This window comes from Vibrio sp. 10N.222.51.C5 (assembly GCF_041474575.1).
GTDB classification, from domain to species: Bacteria; Pseudomonadota; Gammaproteobacteria; order Enterobacterales; family Vibrionaceae; genus Vibrio; species Vibrio crassostreae_C.
On record NZ_JBFRUJ010000019.1, the window covers coordinates 38,537 to 56,694 of the forward strand.

The following is an 18,158-nucleotide window of genomic DNA, read 5'->3' on the forward strand; positions in this document are numbered from 1 at the left end:
TCGAATTTAATACTGATATTGGGTAGTATGCGCGAGATTTCCCACTACTCGTGAAACTTTGACATGAAACTAACACTTAAGCAGAAGTTAATAGGTGCTAGCCTATCTGCTGTTGTCGTTATGGCAACAGCGTTAACTTGGTTATCAGCAAACCAATTATTTGAACAGACTCGTAATGGCGTATACCTACGAGCTGAAAGCGTATCTGAAGCAGCATCTGAAGGTATTAAAAACTGGATTGATATCCGTACTGATATCGCATCAGCATTTAATGACTTTTCACGAGAGGATGATGTTGTTCCTTTCCTTAGACAAGCTCGTGTAGCGGGTGGCTTTGACGATATCTTTTTAGGTACTCCAGAAGGTGGAATGTACCGTTCACATCCTGAACGTAATCGTGCAGATTACGATCCTCGTCAACGTCCTTGGTATCAAGAAGCAAACGCTGCAGGTAAGCAAATCATTACTACGGCTTACCAAGATGCAATCACCAAAGCACTTCTAGTAACGATCGCAGAACCTGTTCGCCACAATGGCCAACTTGTTGGTGTTGTTGGTGCAGACGTACTGATCGACCAGTTGGTTAACGATGTAATCAGCCTTGATGTTGGTGACAACGCTTACGCAATGCTAATTGATGCCTCTGACGGCACATTCCTAGCACACCCAGATTCAGCACTAAGCTTGAAGCCGGTAAGCCAGCTTTCAAACGATATCTCTATGCCTATCATCGAAAACGCAGTGCGTACGGGTAGCATCGAGATCATCAAAGAGCGCGGCGCAGACAAGCTGCTTTACTTCACGAAGGTGCCTAACACTAACTGGATCTTCGCGGTTCAGATGGACAAAGCAACAGAAGAAGCGAACCACTCAACGCTACTTACTCAGCTGATCATCACTGCTGTCATTATTACGCTCATCGTAATCGTACTTGTGTCTTGGTTAGTAAGCTTCCTATTCCGCGACCTAAACCGCGTTTCAGCAGCACTTGAAGAAATTGCTTCAGGTGAGGGCGATCTTACTCAACGCCTTGAGCCTAAGAGCGACGACGAAATTGGTCAGCTTGCAGCAAACTTCAACCGTTTTGTGGGCAACATGCACACCATGGTGATCAAGCTAAGCGAAGTATCTGCTGCGCTGGGCAACCAAGCGCGTCAAACGGCTTCTCAAGCTGAAGAACGTAGTGCTCGTATCCAAATGCAACAAGACGAGATCAACATGGTAGCAACAGCCGTTAACGAAATGGCTGCAGCAACACAAGAGATCGCAGGTAACGCAGACCACACTGCACAGAACTCATCTGAAGCGGTTGGCGCGTGTGAGCACGGTACTGGTCAAGTAACACAGACTCAAAGCTCTATCCAAAACCTTGCTCAAGAAGTTCAAATCGCAACTAACGTGATTCTCGAGCTTGAAGAGCACGGCAACAGCATCAACGCTATCTTGTCTAACATTCAAGGTATTGCAGAACAAACGAACCTACTTGCACTTAACGCCGCTATTGAAGCAGCACGTGCCGGTGAGCAAGGTCGTGGTTTCGCAGTAGTAGCGGATGAAGTTCGAGTTCTGAGCCAACGTACACACGGTTCAACGCAAGAAATTCAACAAACGATTGAGTTGCTGCAAGGTACAACAGGCAAAGCGGTTAACATCATGAACGATAGCCGTACACTTGCTGAAACCAGTGTTGATGACGCGAACTCAGCGGCTGCAAGCCTAACGCAAATCCATGCTGCTGTTGAACGCATCAGTGACATGGCAACACAGATTGCTTCTGCTGCAGAAGAGCAAGCGTCAGTAACGTCTGAGATTACTCGTAACACTGAAGGAATCCGTGACGTATCTAACGAGCTAGCAGACGAAGCACACCAAGCTGCAGAGCAAGCTGCTCAGTTATCTGAACTGTCTCACGAGCTAGAAAGCGAAATCAGCCGCTTCAAGCTTTAAGCACTAAGTTCTGAGCGAATAGCGATAACTTGATAGCTAAAACGACTAGCGAATAATTCGCGATAACGTTATCAAAAAGCCGAATGTGATTATCACATTCGGCTTTTTTGTGCGTTCTAGTTAGAGTTATGAACCCTAACTAGTTGTTTGGATAAACTGGGAACTTAGTTTTGAGGGCCGCGCTAGTAGGAAAGCAGTGCTCCATAAATTTCACCATCGCAGGGGTTCTAGCTTGTCGTTGTTAAGCTATTTTCTTTTTTACATCAAGGTCAGCCACCTATTGGAAGTGGAAGTGACGGGTTAAACTTGATTGAAGAAGGGTGTAGCTCAGAATAATTAAAGACACAAAAAAGCCCGAGCATAAACTCGGGCTTTGAACGGTTATCTTTATAACTGATGAAGGCGCTAGATTGCCTGACGCAGTTGGAAATAACGTCCTGCTTCGTTTAACAGTTTCTCATGAGAGCCGTTTTCAACAATCTCGCCTTGTTCAATCAGAACGATAGAATCCATCGACTCTAGACCAATCAAACGGTGAGTGATGAAGATAACCGTCTTGCCTTCAAAGTGCTTCTCGAACAGCGTCATGATGCTGTGTTCTGTTTGCTTATCTAAGCCTTCTGTTGGCTCATCGAGAAGCAGGATAGGGGCATCATGAAGAATCGCACGTGCGATGCCAATACGGCGCTTCTCACCACCAGACAGTTGACGACCACCGTCACCTAACCAGCTATCAAGTGCATTATTCTCAAGCAGTTTTTCTAGGCCAACATCTTTAAGGATATTCGCTAAGTGATCATCGGTTGCTTTTGGTCTTGCAATTAACAAGTTGTCACGCAAAGTACCATTTAGAATGTCGACACGTTGGCTTACTACACTGATTGATTCACGAAGCTGTGATTCATTCCACTGAGTCAGTTCAATGCCCGCGATTGAGATGTAACCCTTCTTAGGATCCCAGTAGCGAGTCAAAAGCTGAATCAGTGTTGATTTACCAGAACCCGTTTGACCCACAATCGCAACCTTGTTCGTTGCAGGGATCGTTAGGTCGACAGCGTTCAGAACATTGCGCTCAGAGTCAGGGTAGTTGAACGTCACGTTTGAGAACGTAATATCAAGCGGCTTGTTGATATCGAGCTTCTCTTCAGCAAACTGAACTTCAGGCTCCGACAGAATCACTTCGTTCAAGCGACGAGCAGAAGACAGAGTTTGACCTAAATGCTGGAACGCGCCTGCGATTGGCATTAATAGCTCGAAGCTTGCCATAGTTGCGAATGCCATTAGCGCGATGAACGGGTCTGGTGCATTACCACCCACACCGTCAGCCGCAAGCCAAAGCATAAGAACCAGCGTCAAACCGTTGAACAGCATTAGCGCTGCTGACGCCATACCTGTTAGGTTAGCATTCACAAACTGATTCGCCATCAGCTTGCGTTGCGTCTCTAGAATCGCATTACGGTAACGCTCTTCAGCACCGAATAGAGTCAGTTCGCTGTAGCCTTCAATCCAATCTAGCGTAGTCACACGAAGATCCGCTTTGTTTTGTGTTAGCTCACCACCGTTACGTTTCCCCAGCTTGTAGAACAAGATTGGCCAAACCAGTAGCATGATCAGAAGGATAGAACCCAAGATTAAACCTAGTGAGCTATCGAACCACATCAAGAACAGAGTCAGGAAGAAAATCCCGAACACACCCACCGTCACTGGGCTTACTAAGCGCAAGTACACGTGGTCCATGGCATCGACATCAGCAACCAAACGGTTGAGAAGATCAGCATCACGAAGGTTTGAAATACGACCTGGGATCAGCGGAGCCAGCTTCTTGAAGAAGAAGATACGCAGATCAGTTAACAGTTTGAATGTCGCATTGTGGCTAACAACACGTTCACCCCAACGACCCGCAGTACGGCTCATTGCCAAACCACGTACACCACCGCCTGGTAGCATGTAGTTGAAGGTTTCACGTGCAATCGTAAGGCCAGCAACCGCGGAAGCTGAAATAAACCAGCCTGATAGCGTTAACAAGCCGATAGAAGCCGACAGTGTAGCAAAAGCCAATAGCATGCCTAACGATAGGCCAAACCAATGCTTTTTATAGAGTTTCAGGTAAGGCAGTAAATCACGCATCTAAATTACCCTTATTATCTTGTTGAGCTAAGTTCGCGTTAAGCATCTCTTCGAATAAACCACCCGCAGTCGAAAGCTGAGAGTAATGACCTTGTTCAACCAGACCACCATCGCGCATAACCAGAATGTTATCGACTGATTGAAGCGGGGCGAGTTGGTGCGTCACAAGCAGGGCAGTGCGGCTTTCGATGTTGCTATTGATGCCTTTCATTACCAACTGTTCGCTACGAGTATCTAGGCTGGCTGTTGGTTCATCGAGCAACCAGAATTGGCCGTCTTGAATCATTGCGCGAGCCAGAGCCAAACGCTGAGATTGACCCACAGACAGACCGCCAGAGCGATCAGAAATCATGTAATCCAAGCCGTGCTCATTTACGAATTCGTTAGCAAAAGACTGCTCAAGTGCATTCTCGACAACTTGGTCAGTGATATCGTGCTTACCTAGAGTGACGTTGTCACGAATTGTGCCGTGCAGTAGCAACGGATTTTGACCAACCCAGCTAATGGTTTTACGCCAAGAGGCCAAGTCTAGGTCACGCAGTTCAACGCCATTGATTTTCAAGCTTCCTTCATAAGGCATGAAACCAAGAATAGCGTTGATCAAACTCGTTTTGCCCGCACCACTTGGGCCAACTAACGCAGTCGATTGGCGAGTGTTCAATGCGAACGAGATAGGACCGACTAATTGAACACCTTCAGGGCTTAACACTTTGAGATCTTGAGCTTCAATATTGATGCCTTGAGCCGGATCGAGCTGAGTGTCGCCTGATTTAACCTTAGTGATGTCTGTTTCTAGGAACTCGACAATACTTTCGGCTGCACCAACCGCTTGTTGTTTCGCGTGGTAAAAAGTACCTAAGTCGCGTAGAGGTTGGTAAAACTCTGGCGCCAAGATAAGGATAAACAAACCTGCGAATAGCGTAATGCCTGCGCCGTAGTGACCGAAGTTAAGCTCACCAATGTAGGTGAAACCAAAGTAAACCGCCGTCATTGCAATAGAGATAGACGTGAAGAATTCAAGCACAGCAGAAGATAAGAAAGCGATCTTCAATACATCCATAGTACGCGTTCTGAACACTTCAGATGCACCTTTAAGTACCTCTGTTTCAGCGTTGGTGCGATCAAATAGACGGATGGTTGTCATTGACTGCAAACGGTCGTAAAAGTGACCAGAAAGACGTTGCAGTGCTTTGAAGTTTTTACGGTTTGCATCGGCTGCTTTCATACCAACAAGTGCCATGAACATCGGTACCAGTGGAGCAGTAATCAAGAAGATCAGTCCTGCTGCCCAGTTTACTGGGAACACCACAACCAAAATAATGAATGGAATCATTACCGATAAAGACATTTGAGGTAAGTAACGAGAGAAGAAGTCTTGCATGTCTTCTACTTGTTCTAACAACAGGGTTGCCCACGTACCCGCAGGTTTGCCTTTGATATAAGCAGGGCCCAACTCACGTAACTTATCAAGGATGAGTTGCCTGATGTAAACACGGATCTGTTCACCACAGCGATAACCTGCGATCTCACGTCCCCATGTACAGCCAGCACGGCCAACGACCGATAATGCCAAGCCTGCGAAATGACCAACCAGTTCAGATTTATCGACATTCTCGATGATCAGCTGGTGAAGAATAGAGGCGAGAAGAGCTGCTTGAGCAATTAAAAACACGCTTGAAAGTACGCCAAGGCTAATCGCAATCATAAGCCAGCGTTTCGCTAACTTACTCTGTTGCTTAAGCCACTTGTTCAAGCTGCGTTGTTTTTTCTTATCCATTATGAAGGCTTAATGATAATTATTATTTGTTGAGGGCGGGTAGTATACAAAAGAAAGCCCAGTGGATATACCGCTGGGCTCTAGGGATTTACAACAAATTGTGATGATGCCCTGCATCTACTGAGGCGAGAGCTCCGATAATCAAATCTGCAATCTCAGATTTACTTATCGTTAAGGCCATCTAGGAAGCGTTCAGCATCCAGTGCAGCCATACAACCTGTACCAGCAGAAGTGATTGCTTGGCGGTAGTTGTGGTCCATTACATCACCTGCAGCGAACACGCCTGGGATGCTAGTTTGTGTCGCGTTACCTTCAAGACCTGACTGAACGATGATGTAGTCATCTTTCATATCCACTTGGCCCTTGAAGATTTCAGTGTTTGGTTGATGACCGATAGCAATGAATGCGCCCATTACTTCGATGTCTTCTGTCTTATCAGACTGAGTATCTTTAATACGAACGCCAGTTACGCCCATGTCGTCGCCCAGAACCTCGTCTAGCGTGCGATCAGTGTGAAGAACAATGTTGCCGTTCTCTACTTTGTCCATTAAACGCTTCACTAGAATCTTTTCAGCGCGGAACGTGTCACGGCGGTGAACTAGGTGAACTTCAGACGCGATATTAGACAGGTAAAGTGCTTCTTCAACAGCCGTGTTACCACCACCCACAACCGCGACTTTCTGGTTGCGATAGAAGAAACCATCACATGTAGCACAAGCAGAAACGCCACGGCCTTTGAATGCTTCTTCAGACTCTAAACCTAAGTACTTAGCCGATGCGCCCGTTGAGATGATCAACGCATCACACGTGTACTCGCCAGAATCGCCTTTAAGACGGAAAGGGCGGTTTGAAAGGTCTACTTCGTTAATGTGGTCGAACAGGATCTCTGTTTCAAAGCGCTCTGCGTGCTCTTTCATGCGATCCATTAGAGCTGGGCCCGTTAAACCTTCAGGATCACCCGGCCAGTTTTCCACTTCTGTCGTGGTTGTAAGCTGACCACCTTGCTGCATACCGGTAACAAGTACTGGGTTTAGGTTTGCACGAGCAGCGTAAACTGCAGCTGTATAGCCAGCAGGGCCAGAACCAAGAATCAATAAATTACAGTGCTTTACGTCGCTCATGAGGACTCCGAAATTGAATTTGTTTTAATTTATAATCGCTTAGGATTGTATGGAAAATATGGAGGCAATAAAAGGTTAAACAAGGGCAGAAGTGTAATTAATCGTTATACGTTAGAACATAACCGAACTAAATGATGGTCTTGTAATCCTGTGTCTTAGATCAATAGCGATAAGTCAAGGAAAGTGCTCTTGCAAACAGCTATGCATATTGCTCACTTTTAGGGCCTTCTTGATCATGGTGTTTCTATAGCAGTATTTACTTTTTTGCGTATACATTGATGAGTAGAAAAACAAGAGAACCTGAATCCTATGTTTTATTTTAAAAAGTTTGCGTTAAAAGACGCTGCAAGAATTCATCAAAATTAGCGTGCAGATAAGCGACCACAAGACGCACTTTTAGTATGAACGGCATGATTACAAACAGGTGTAATGTTGGTTAATACTTGAACTGTTGAGTGTTTCTCAGTTGTTATTTTTTTGTATGTGTTATTATTGATATTTATATATTGCGCGGAATCATTTGAACTCTATGCAGATTCTAATCCTTTTTATCAATGTGTTTATTGTGTGCCTGAATTCGGTTTTTGCTTCTCCGCTGCAGGTCAGCGGGGAACAATCTGTGTTAGCTAATGAAGCTGTAAGATGGTATGAAATGCCTTTGTTATCTGATCCAGTCGATTTTCCCATATTAAAAAAACACATTGAATCCTCTCCAAGGATTGAAACGATATTTGGTGGTGAAGGGGCGTTTGGGTTGAGAGTTGATTTGGCCAACTCCGATATCAAGTCGTCACAACAAATAGTTACACTCCGTGCAAACTATTTGGATCAAGGTTGGGGGTACTGGCAATCAACAAATGGTCAAGTAAGGCGAATACTTGATTTTGGCCAATTAAGTAACAAGAGTATCTTGCATCTGCATAGGCAAAGCTTCCCGTTAATATTGAATGCGGAGGAATCTGGAACACTTTGGCTCTACTTGGAAGCAAAGAAATTTCCAAAGGCAGTTAACTTCACTCTTCAACCTGAATATCCATTTTATATTCACGTTTTCCGCAACAATACGCTCACATTAGCTTCTATTACTGTCATGCTAACGTTGGGAGTTTTCGCTCTTTTTTGTTACTTTCAAACTAAACATCCAGTCACACTGGCTTGTGCTGGTTATGTTGGGCTACATGGCCTGGGATGGTTCGCCGCTTCAGGCGCTTGGGGGTACTTATTATCAAGCCAAAGCTGGAACCCAGTTTATTTTGGAATGGTATTGTTTCCGTTTGCGGTTGCTTTTTCTTGCTATTACACAAGATTATTGTTTGGATTTCCGCAGCATTTTATTCGTATTAATCTTACCTTTCAGGCCTTTAGTTGGCTGTGTGTCATTATCGGGTTTATTAATGTCTTTGCCCCGTTTTCGTTGACTTTTGTTATGTCCCATTTAATTGCGGCAATCTGGGTGCCGACAATGATAGTGACTGGCGTATTGATGGTTTATCAACGAAACTTTGTCGCTAAATATTATTTGATCGGTGGTCTTTGTTATGGCACGGCTTTGGTATATTACATTTTTGCGCATTTTGCACCATTGCCGACTCAGAGATCGACAGAAGTCATCGTTGTTGTTGCATTAGCAATAGATTGTACCTGCATTTTATTGTCACTGACTGAATGGTTGCGGATTCAACAACATCAACATCAGAAAACCTATATCCAGTCGAGGGTGGATAGTTTAACGGGGCTTGGAAACCGGCTGGATTTTAATGATGCGAGTAAACAATTAGTACATCATTCCTATTGTATCGTCTTCATCGATTGTGATGGCCTTAAATCGATTAATGATACTTATGGTCATGATGAAGGGGATCGCTTTTTAGAATACACCAGCCGCATGATGCGAGAAAAATTTACAGACCTTGGAATGGTTTATCGAGCTGGTGGCGACGAATTTATCTGGTTGTTGAAAGTGGATAAAGAGAAACAAGTTGAGGCTCTCTATTCTCAGATTGAGCTTAGAGTGACTCAGGTGGAAGAGCAAATTCGCAGTGCTGATTGGCCTCAGTCTGGCCTCAGTTTTGGAAGCGCATCTAGTTTTGAATGTGTCAATTTTTCTGAGTGTTTGAGCTTAGCTGACCAGCGAATGTACCAGCAGAAGCGCTCGAAGAACGGTTTTAAAAATCAGTCCAGTGAAATTGAGTGTTAGCTAAATTCCCTATTTTCTAAGTGAATCGTTTTAAGTCTAGTTAACTTATTTTCGTTTTGACTTTTGGTGTAAATGTCACCAAAGGTGGCTCTTTTAGCAACCAACCTTTCAAGCTTGCTTACCCTCTCATCTGTTTTGTGTAGAACATTCCCAATCTTTATAGTCGCCTATTTTTAACGAATTCTAAGTTAGGACATAAAGGCAGACCATCATATTCCAAATAAACGCATCATTTATAATTGTAGGTTTTATTAGAAAGCACTCTATTTGGGGCGGCCGAGTTCCCCCCGAACTCGACCTGTTCCAGACGCGCAAGCAAAGGCGTTTGGTTTCTGGCGTACTCATAAATTAACCAATTTCAGTTTGTTGTGTAAATAATCAATAGTTTGGCAATTGATAGGTAGGTCGTATTTCGCGGTGCAAAAGCATAGAAATGAATGATGGCGAGTGTGATGCCTGAACTCAGGCAAGGAGGCTGGCGTATTAAAGGGAAAGGGCTGACACAATATGAAACATAGCTTGCTAGTTTATAATATCGTTAAATTTAAATTTGCAGGGATTTATAACTAGCTAGTGGAGTGTGCTAGTTTTAAGAGTTGGTCATCTTTTATTCTGGTGTTATGCACTGCTTTTTAATTTAAAGTTAGTTTTACTATCTGAATTATTATTTCTGACGGGATAAATGATTGTTTAATGTTGATTTGACAAGATCTTCAAGTATCCTTTATGTAAACAAAACGTTAAATATCGAAAGTAAATTAACAATCATTAAGGAGTCGATGATGTTACATGCTCACGAAAATACCCTACATATTACCCACCTCAGTAACCACGCAGTTGAGGAGTTGTCACCTTCATTCTCTAAGCTACCAAGTACAGAGCATGCGGATGGCCAGTTTCGATTGAGAAGGTACTCGGTGGTTCAATTCAGTAATGGACAAGTCGTTGAGCTAGACAAACATAACTTTGTTCAGTCTGAAAACATTAATCACTTTCAAGGTGACGTTGTTCGCCAATTCGAGCCGATTGAAGCACCAATTCTAAGCAGCCAAGGCATGCAAGAGATGTGTGAACTGTTTATTGAAACCAACGGGCTTGAAGACGGACAAGAAATCGAAATCCACCAAATTCGTATCGCTGCCATTTATGAAGAGACGCAGGTTGCGCCAGAAGGCGTGCACCAAGATGGCTTCGACCACATCGCGTTAATTGGTGTGAACCGTCATAACATTGTGGGTGGCGAAATCATGCTATACCAAGATTCTCATGAAGCGCCATTCTTTAGAAAAGTGCTTGAAAACGGCGATGTTACGATGCTTGCAGACAGCAAGTTGTGGCACAACGCACAACCAATTCGCACTATAGACCACGATGAGATGGGTTACATGGATTTGTTTGTGCTAACGGCTAAGGATGCGCGTAATGTCCTTCACTCTTAATGATGTACGCCAACAGTTTAGCGCGTTAGGCCAATACCATAACGGTAAGCCTGTGACCTTTTTTGATGGGCCAGGCGGATCTCAGGTGCCTGAGAATGTTTTAGCTTCAATGACCGAATACCTAGGGCATTTCAATTCAAACCTAGGTGGCCACTATTTTTCTAGCCAAAAGACCACGAGCTTAATGCAGCAAGCAAGAGAAGCAGCACAAGCGCTACTCAATGCTGAGTCTTCTGGCAACGTTGTGTTCGGTGCGAACATGACTTCGCTGACCTTCCAACTGAGCCGAGCGATCAGCCGCGATTGGAAAGAGGGCGATGAAGTTATCGTCACTGCGTTAGACCATTACTCAAATGTATCAAGCTGGCAGCAAGCGGCCGACGACAAAGGCGCGATTGTTCGCCAAGTACGTGTCGACGAATCGGATTGCAGCCTAGACATGGCGCATTTTGAATCGCTGCTTAACGAGAAAACCAAACTTGTCGCAGTCACGTTTGCTTCGAACACGACAGGCTCCATTGTTGATATGGCGAAAGTGATCGAACTAGCACATCAACATGGTGCTCAGGTTTATGTCGATGCGGTTCACTACGCTCCTCATCATTTGATTGATGTTCAGCAACTGAATTGTGATTTCTTAGCGTGTTCAGCGTATAAGTTCTTCGGCCCGCATGTGGGCATTGCTTATGTTGCGCCTCAATGGCTACACACGTTAAAGCCTTACAAGGTTGAGCCTGCAACCAATATCGGCCCAGGTCGTTTTGAGACAGGCACGCAAAGCTTCGAAGGCCTTGCCGGTGTGATTGCGGCGGTGGATTACTTGGCGCAGTTAGGTGATCCCGCCGATTCGTTGCGTTCTCGTTTAGAGCAAAGCTACGCACTTTATAATAAGCATGAAAGCCAACTCAGTGAGTACTTCCTTAAACGCTTGTCTGATCTTGAAGGGGCAAAGCTTTACGGAAAAACCGAGTTTGATTCGAATCTAAGAACGCCAACCTTTGCGGTTACCTTTGAAAACCATTCTCCAGAGTTCATCGCTAAGAAGTTGGGTGAGCATAATATCTGTGTGTGGAATGGTCACTTCTACGCATTAGGGTTGGTGAAGCAGTTGGGTATTGAAGAGCAGGGCGTGGTGCGTATTGGCTGTATGCATTACAACTCGATTGAAGAGATCGACTTGTTGTTCAATGTGCTTGAAGGGATCTTGCGAAGCCATTAGTAGAAGTAATTAGCACGAAGTCACGAGCACTTAATAGCGACAGAATTAGAAAAGAGCATACTTCTCTCATGAATAGTGAGTAGGAAATATGCTCTTTTTCGTTTCAGCGCGCTTATTTAGTTATCGCCTGTGACCTAATCAATACAGCGATTCGACTAAGAAAGCTGCTCAACAATTGCTACACCTACAGCGTGTGCGCTAGTCGGGTTCTGGCCTGTAATTACTCGCTCATCAACAATCACAAGCTCTTGCCAAGGTTGAACCTTGTTGAAACGCGCTGCGCTGCGAGCAAGAGACTCTTCCAGTAGGAACGGAATGTCGTTGATGGTGCCAAAGTCGATCTCTTCTTCACGTGTAAAGCCAGTCACCGATTTAGAGCTTAGTAGCTTCTCGCCGTTGCTTAAAACAATCGGAAGCAGCGCCGCAGGGCCGTGACATACTGACGCAATCACACCACCATCTTCGTAATGCTTAGCCGCAATAGCAGCGAATTGCTCGTTGGTTGCTAGGTCTGAAAGCAAACCGAAACCACCTGGGTAGAAGATAGCATCGTAGCTTTCTGCATTAATTTGGTTTACAGGAATCGTATTGTTGATGCGGTTTTGGAAGTCATCATCAGCCAAGATCTCAGCGTTTACTGAATCCCCTTCAATATCGGTTCCGTACAATGGGCCTTTACCACCCTTGATAGAAGCGATGTCGTACTCAAAACCCGCAGCAATGATCTCTTTGAGAGCATGAGTCAGTTCAGGCGCATAAGTACCATTCGCTTGATCTGTATCGCCTAGTGTTGCGTGGTTAGTTACAGGTATTAGTATTTTTTTCATGATTCGTCCCTTTGAGCACGTTTGTTTGGTTTCAGCGTTGTGGTTTTTCTTTAGGCATCGTGGTTTTTATTTAGAAAACCAAAATTTTCAATTTAGATGCCGCTGTTTCGTTACCTGTAATACTAGTAGCAAACCATTTGAGTGATAATATGCCGAATAGGCAAAACATTATTGCTATATAGCAATAGTGGATGTGAATTAGTCAGATGTGAATTCGTTAGACGTTAACAGGTGAAGTATGGATAGCTTTGAAGGTATTAATGAGTTTGTTGCGGTAGCCGAATGTCACGGCTTTTCAGCAGCCGCTAAACAGCTAGGTTGCAGTACCAGCCATGTGAGTCGGCAGGTTTCAAGGTTGGAAGAGAGAGTGGGAGTGGCCCTGCTTGCGCGTTCAACACGGATGGTGAGCCTGACTGAATCGGGCCACACTTATTACCAACAGTGCAAAGACTTGGTGATTGGGCTACAACAGGCCAATGAACAAGTCACGTCTCAACAAACTCAGCTTAGCGGTACTCTGCGTGTGAGTGCGGCAGGCGCGTTTGCAGAAAATCATGTCGCGGCGGCGCTGATGGAGTTTGCTAAAGAGCATCCTGAGCTCACCATAGAAATGAATTTCAATACCAAGATGGTTAACTTCATCGAAGATGGCATCGATTTCGCGATTCGTTATGGCCGATTGGACGATTCAGGATTGGTGGCAAGAAAGCTCGTCGATCGCCCGATGGCAGCGGCAGCCAGTAAAGACTACATAGAGCAATTTGGTACGCCGACTCATCCAGAGCAGTTAAAAATGCACAGCTGTATTATCGCCAACAGTGATCAGTGGCTATTTGAGAAAGAGGGCAAACCGTTAAATGCAGTGCGAGTACATGGACGCTGGCGCAGTAACAATTCGAGCGCAGTACTGAAAGCATGTGAAGAGGGGCTTGGCATCGTTTATCTTCCTAAAAGCAGTTTCAATGGCAGTCTTAGCAATGGAAAACTCGTCCCTGTGTTAGAAGAGTATTGGGGAGCGGGCACAAGCAGTTGGATTGTTTATCAGAACCGTCGTTTTCTTCCACAGAGAGCACGGTTAGCTATCGACTTCTTAGTCTCATATTTCTCTGATTGGAATGAATAGTTCGTAGGTTTAAAGAATAGTGCGCAGGTTTAAAAGAATAGCGAACAGGATTTGAAGTGGTTGGGAGCGGATTCTTTCATCAGTTCAAGGCCAAAAGTAGAAAAAGATAATGGTTACATTGGTATAGGTTATCTATTTCTGTTTTTTGACGCGAATAATGGGATTGAGATGCTTGTCTACTTTTACTAACTCGTGTTAGCAATTGAGTTGTAGAGAAGGCCGCAACAGTACGATATACTAGATGGCATATTAATGTCCCTAGCGCGTGATAGATTGTGTGGAAGCGTTGGCAGGATGTGTTGTTATGCTCCAGTTTATGAAGTGTAGCTAGAGTGCGGAGTTGGCAATGTCTTCAATAAATTTCGAATCCACGTACGGTGTAATAACTATTCAAGATATGAATGTAGTGAGTGTTGACGCTAACTATGCTCGCATCTATGGATACCAATCGCCCGAAGAACTACTTTCTAATATCGATAGCTTTCTAGATCTAATCTCAGAAGATTATCATGTTCTCGCCTATCAAAATTACCTTGAAACGGTCAGTGGTCAACGCGACCCTCAGGTTCACACCTATACCAATGTTGATCGCAATGGCAGAGAGTTCACCGTGTTTTCTATCGACCATGTGACGGAGTGGCAGGGAAGACCTGCACTGCAAGTCACAGTGATCGATCTTTCCCCTGCGATTCAGCTGCAAAATGCGGTGCGTGAGCAAGATAAGATGTATCACGACATGATCATGCAATCTGGGCAGGGCATCTTGGTTCACCGAGATTTCAAGCCGTTGATGGTTAATCAATCTTGGGTCAACATGCAAGGCGCGGCTTCCATCGAGCAAGTATTAGAGCTGGACTCTATCCTTGAACTGGTACCAAAACAGAATGCCGATGGCATCAGCAAGCACTATCACGCGATCGTATCAGGGGAGTTGTCAGGTACTAGTACCGTGGTTGAAAACATTGGCTTTGACGGCGTTCATCGGTTCTTCAATATTTACGACAATGCGATTACTTGGAAAGGTCAGCCAGCCGTTCAGGTTGTGCTCGAAGATGTGACTCAAAAGGTGATGCTGGAAAAGCAGTTGGTACACCAAGCGAATTACGATGAAATGACGGATTTGCTTAACCGTAGGGCGATTTATGAGTGGCTGAGAGAGCACCTTGTCTCTGAGACTCACTTAGTGTGTATGCTGCTTGATATCGATGACTTCAAATCGATCAATGATACCTACGGGCACATGGTGGGTGACGAGGTCATTTGTGCTTTGGCTGATATTACTAAGCGTAATGTTGAGGCTGTGGGCGGTGTCGCAGGTCGATGGGGCGGTGAAGAGTTCATTGTATTTATCCCTAATGCGTCGCCTCAGATTTCGCGTCAAGTGTCTGATCAGATCCGAGAGCAGTTTAATCAAACCGAATTTAAGATTGATGAACAGTTACGATTTAATTCGAGTGTCAGTATCGGAATCAGTGATAGCCAAGCCTGTGAAGACGGTGTCACGATTGATGCACTCGTGAATTTAACCGATCAATCTCTCTATCGCGCGAAAGCCAACGGCAAGAATTGTGTAGACGGAGATGTGGTTGCGCTCTAACGCCTAAAATCGTCATCGAAAGCGAATAGGATCGACAACGAAAAATGCCCTCAAGTCATCACTTGAGGGCATTTTATTTTTTGGCTATTCACTAAGCGCTTCTAACTATAAGAAACGTTTAAGTTCTACAAGTTATGCAGACACTTCCACTTCGTAAGAACCAAATTTACGGATGTTAATCACACCTGTATCTAGGATAAGGTATTGGCCTTTAATGCCTTGAAGTACGCCTGTCACTTCAGGATTCTTATCAAAGTTGTGCGATACAATCTTCACTGGGTGCTGCTCAACCGGGTAGCTCAGTGAAGTGATGTTTTCGCTCAGAATCTCGATTGCATCGTCACCAAACTTCGCTCTGATCTCTTGGATCTTATCTTCAACCAATGGCAATAGTTCTTTGGCTTTTTCTACCAACTCCATATCGTCGCCATCGCCTTTTAGCAGCGTGCGCCAGTTGGTTTTGTCAGCAATGTGCTTCGCTAACTCAACTTCGATCAGGCCAGAGATCTGACGTGTTTTTACCTTCAAGATAGGCAAACCTTGAGTCGCGCCTTGGTCAATCCAACGGGTAGGGATTTGAGTATGACGAGTGATACCCACCTTTAGGCTTGATGTGTTTGATAGGTAAACGAAGTGATCAACCATGCAGTTCTCTTCACCCCATTGAGGCTCACGACATGTGCCTTCATCGTAGTGACAAGTCTCTGGTTTCATGATGCACATGTCGCAGCTTGCTAGCTTTTTCATGCACACAAAGCAGTGGCCTTGAGAGTAGCTTTTCTTGGTTTTCTTACCACACGAACAACAAAAAATATTGCCGGTATGGGTAAGGTTGATGGTTTTACCAATCAGAGGGTTTAGCTCTACAAACTCTTCACCTACAGGTAAACGGTAAGTAACCGCACCATCAAGGGAAGCACTCATCTTCTTGAGTGTTCCTTTTGCTAATAAAGACATGACATTACTCGTTGTATTTTGATTATTATTTCGTCCACTCGCTCGCCTTGTGAACAGGCGATACGGTCAACGATGATTTGCGATGAGTATAACAAATAGAGTCTGCTTTTATACGCAATATTGCTCGATTATTGCGATGGATAATTGATGGTAAACACTCAGTTTAAATTATGGTATGACATTTTGTTCAGGCGTGATATAACGCTTTTTAGTGGATTATTGGCATCAATATCATTAATCCACTCAGGTTATTTTTTATCATGAAATCCCATTTATAGGGACCTTAAGCCGGAAGCTTAGACGTGAAGTGGATCCATAAGATTGTTATCTTTTTAGTTATCGCAACACTTGCCATTGTGCAGTATTACCGTGTGAGCGGAAATCGTGTGATAACGGCAATTACCCCTGATAAATATGAATTTATCGCGACCAGTGATCAAGTTGATAGGGGAGTCAGTACGTCCCAGTTATCCTACGAAAATGGGCAGTATATTCTCGACTGTGAACTTAAAGAGTCGGAGTATCCGTGGCCTTACTGTGGGCTGTCGATTCGTATCAACCCTGACATCACCTCGGGCCTTGACCTTTCTCAGTACCACACCTTTAGAGTGAACATTGATTACCATGCGGAGGCTGACTCTAGTGGCCGTTTGAGAACCTATCTACGTAACTACAACCCTACTTATTCAGTTCCTGATGACGAGTACACGCACAAGTACAATGGGATGGAGTTTTCTCCAGGAATCGATGGTGGTGTGATTGAAATCCCGATCAAAAATCTGCAAGTGATGACATGGTGGCTGGCTGACAACGACATTGCGTTAGAGCATTCGGCCCCTGAATTTTCGAATGTGAATATGGTTGAGTTTGCTACTGCGTCTGGAGCGAAACTCGGTCACCACAGAATCGTCATCCGCAGTATTGAGTTCGAAGGTTCGTATATCACCGCAGAAAGCTTGTTCATGATCCTACTGTTTGTGTGGGTGGGGACGGGCACCGTATTCTTGCTGTCAGAGTTAAGCCGTTCAAGAAAACGCATGGTGATCGCAGAGAAAAGACATCACCACTTAAAGAACGTCAATCGCGCACTGAGAGAACAGAATTTTGAATTTTCAGAGATGGCCCATCGTGATGAGTTAACCGGAATACTAAACCGCCACGCGATTCGTGATTGGTTGAAAATGCAGTCACAACATGTGAAGCAAGGACATGGCAAGCTGGGTATGTTGTATCTCGATATCGACTACTTCAAGAGTGTAAATGACAAGTACGGACATCAAATGGGTGACCATATTTTACGCGAGTTCAGCATGGTGGTGGGCAGTTCGATCAGCGCTACCGACAAGTTGGTGAGATGGGGTGGTGAAGAGTTCATTGTTTTTTGCCCTGAGACCGAAGCCGGAGAGGCGCAGATAAAAGCTGAACGCATTCGATTATTGGTTAGCCAGCACCTTTGGGTTCATGGCGATCCGCTGACATGCAGTATCGGTGTTGCCGAGATGAAGCAAGAGCGAGTGACAGAGACCATTGCTCGCGCTGATGAAGCTTTATATCAAGCAAAGCATTCAGGTCGAAACCAGGTGATCTTGAGTCACTAATCTGAAAATTGTTTTGATGAGTTTATAAGCCACACGTGCATATGTAACGTGTGGCGTTTTTATGGTTCTTCTCCCAAAAGCCAAAACAAAAAAGGTGGCGCGGGGCCACCAAAAGGGAAAGCGTTTCTTGTTTTTATATGCCCGTTCAGTGCTTGCTTACGCTGAACGGGCATTTTTGTCTTGGTTGAACCGGGGGAAGTTCAACCAGTTTAGGGGAGCATTCCTGTAA

12 protein-coding genes are annotated in these 18,158 nt (G+C 44.7%); 7 read left to right on the forward strand and 5 right to left on the reverse strand.

Annotated features, from left to right (window positions below):
* Nucleotides 1–63 precede the first annotated feature (63 nt).
* Nucleotides 64–1,947 carry a methyl-accepting chemotaxis protein gene (locus AB4558_RS07395; protein ID WP_017066828.1) on the forward strand — a complete coding sequence of 628 codons (1,884 nt, stop codon included), beginning with the start codon at nucleotides 64–66 and terminating at the stop codon, nucleotides 1,945–1,947.
* 405 nt (nucleotides 1,948–2,352) lie between these two features.
* Here the strand turns inward: AB4558_RS07395 and cydC are convergent, their stop codons facing one another.
* The 3 genes from cydC to trxB form a co-directional block, all read right to left on the reverse strand.
* On the reverse strand, nucleotides 2,353–4,074 hold the full coding sequence (cydC, locus tag AB4558_RS07400; protein WP_372073731.1) for a heme ABC transporter ATP-binding protein/permease CydC: 1,722 nt from the start codon (nucleotides 4,072–4,074) through the stop codon (nucleotides 2,353–2,355).
* The gene (gene cydD, locus AB4558_RS07405; protein WP_050652178.1) at nucleotides 4,067–5,851 is read right to left on the reverse strand and encodes a heme ABC transporter permease/ATP-binding protein CydD; all 1,785 of its coding nucleotides are present in this window, start codon (nucleotides 5,849–5,851) and stop codon (nucleotides 4,067–4,069) included. Before cydD ends, cydC begins: the two co-directional genes overlap by 8 nt.
* Before the next feature lie 161 nt (nucleotides 5,852–6,012).
* Nucleotides 6,013–6,972 carry a thioredoxin-disulfide reductase gene (trxB, locus tag AB4558_RS07410; protein ID WP_061021606.1) on the reverse strand — a complete coding sequence of 320 codons (960 nt, stop codon included), beginning with the start codon at nucleotides 6,970–6,972 and terminating at the stop codon, nucleotides 6,013–6,015.
* Nucleotides 6,973–7,501: 529 nt separating this feature from the next.
* On the opposite strand from trxB, the gene AB4558_RS07415 reads away from it, so the two are divergent.
* The 3 genes from AB4558_RS07415 to AB4558_RS07425 all read left to right on the forward strand — a co-directional run bounded on the left by AB4558_RS07415 (nucleotide 7,502) and on the right by AB4558_RS07425 (nucleotide 11,827).
* Complete coding sequence (locus tag AB4558_RS07415; RefSeq protein WP_017059753.1) at nucleotides 7,502–9,169, forward strand: diguanylate cyclase; 1,668 nt, start codon at nucleotides 7,502–7,504, stop codon at nucleotides 9,167–9,169.
* Between the two features lie 782 nt (nucleotides 9,170–9,951).
* Complete coding sequence (locus tag AB4558_RS07420) at nucleotides 9,952–10,608, forward strand: 2OG-Fe dioxygenase family protein (RefSeq protein ID WP_372073733.1); 657 nt, start codon at nucleotides 9,952–9,954, stop codon at nucleotides 10,606–10,608.
* Complete coding sequence (locus AB4558_RS07425; RefSeq protein ID WP_017078680.1) at nucleotides 10,592–11,827, forward strand: cysteine desulfurase-like protein; 1,236 nt, start codon at nucleotides 10,592–10,594, stop codon at nucleotides 11,825–11,827. Before AB4558_RS07420 ends, AB4558_RS07425 begins: the two co-directional genes overlap by 17 nt.
* A gap of 155 nt (nucleotides 11,828–11,982) precedes the next feature.
* On the opposite strand, the gene AB4558_RS07430 is transcribed toward AB4558_RS07425, so the two are convergent.
* On the reverse strand, nucleotides 11,983–12,654 hold the full coding sequence (locus tag AB4558_RS07430; RefSeq protein ID WP_102398220.1) for a type 1 glutamine amidotransferase domain-containing protein: 672 nt from the start codon (nucleotides 12,652–12,654) through the stop codon (nucleotides 11,983–11,985).
* A gap of 238 nt (nucleotides 12,655–12,892) precedes the next feature.
* On the opposite strand from AB4558_RS07430, the gene AB4558_RS07435 reads away from it, so the two are divergent.
* Nucleotides 12,893–13,777 (forward strand): LysR family transcriptional regulator, encoded by an 885-nt coding sequence (locus tag AB4558_RS07435; protein WP_029235692.1) that lies wholly within the window; start codon nucleotides 12,893–12,895, stop codon nucleotides 13,775–13,777.
* 346 nt (nucleotides 13,778–14,123) lie between these two features.
* Nucleotides 14,124–15,374: a sensor domain-containing diguanylate cyclase gene (locus AB4558_RS07440; protein WP_017059759.1), complete on the forward strand. Its 1,251-nt coding sequence runs from the start codon at nucleotides 14,124–14,126 to the stop codon at nucleotides 15,372–15,374.
* Between the two features lie 132 nt (nucleotides 15,375–15,506).
* Here AB4558_RS07440 and AB4558_RS07445 read toward each other — a convergent pair whose 3' ends face one another.
* Complete coding sequence (locus AB4558_RS07445) at nucleotides 15,507–16,331, reverse strand: DUF2797 domain-containing protein (RefSeq protein ID WP_017063586.1); 825 nt, start codon at nucleotides 16,329–16,331, stop codon at nucleotides 15,507–15,509.
* Nucleotides 16,332–16,633: 302 nt separating this feature from the next.
* Between AB4558_RS07445 and AB4558_RS07450 the strand changes: the two genes are divergently transcribed.
* Entirely contained in the window at nucleotides 16,634–17,929 is a 1,296-nt protein-coding gene (locus tag AB4558_RS07450; RefSeq protein WP_372073736.1) for a GGDEF domain-containing protein, read from the forward strand.
* Nucleotides 17,930–18,158 lie beyond the last annotated feature (229 nt).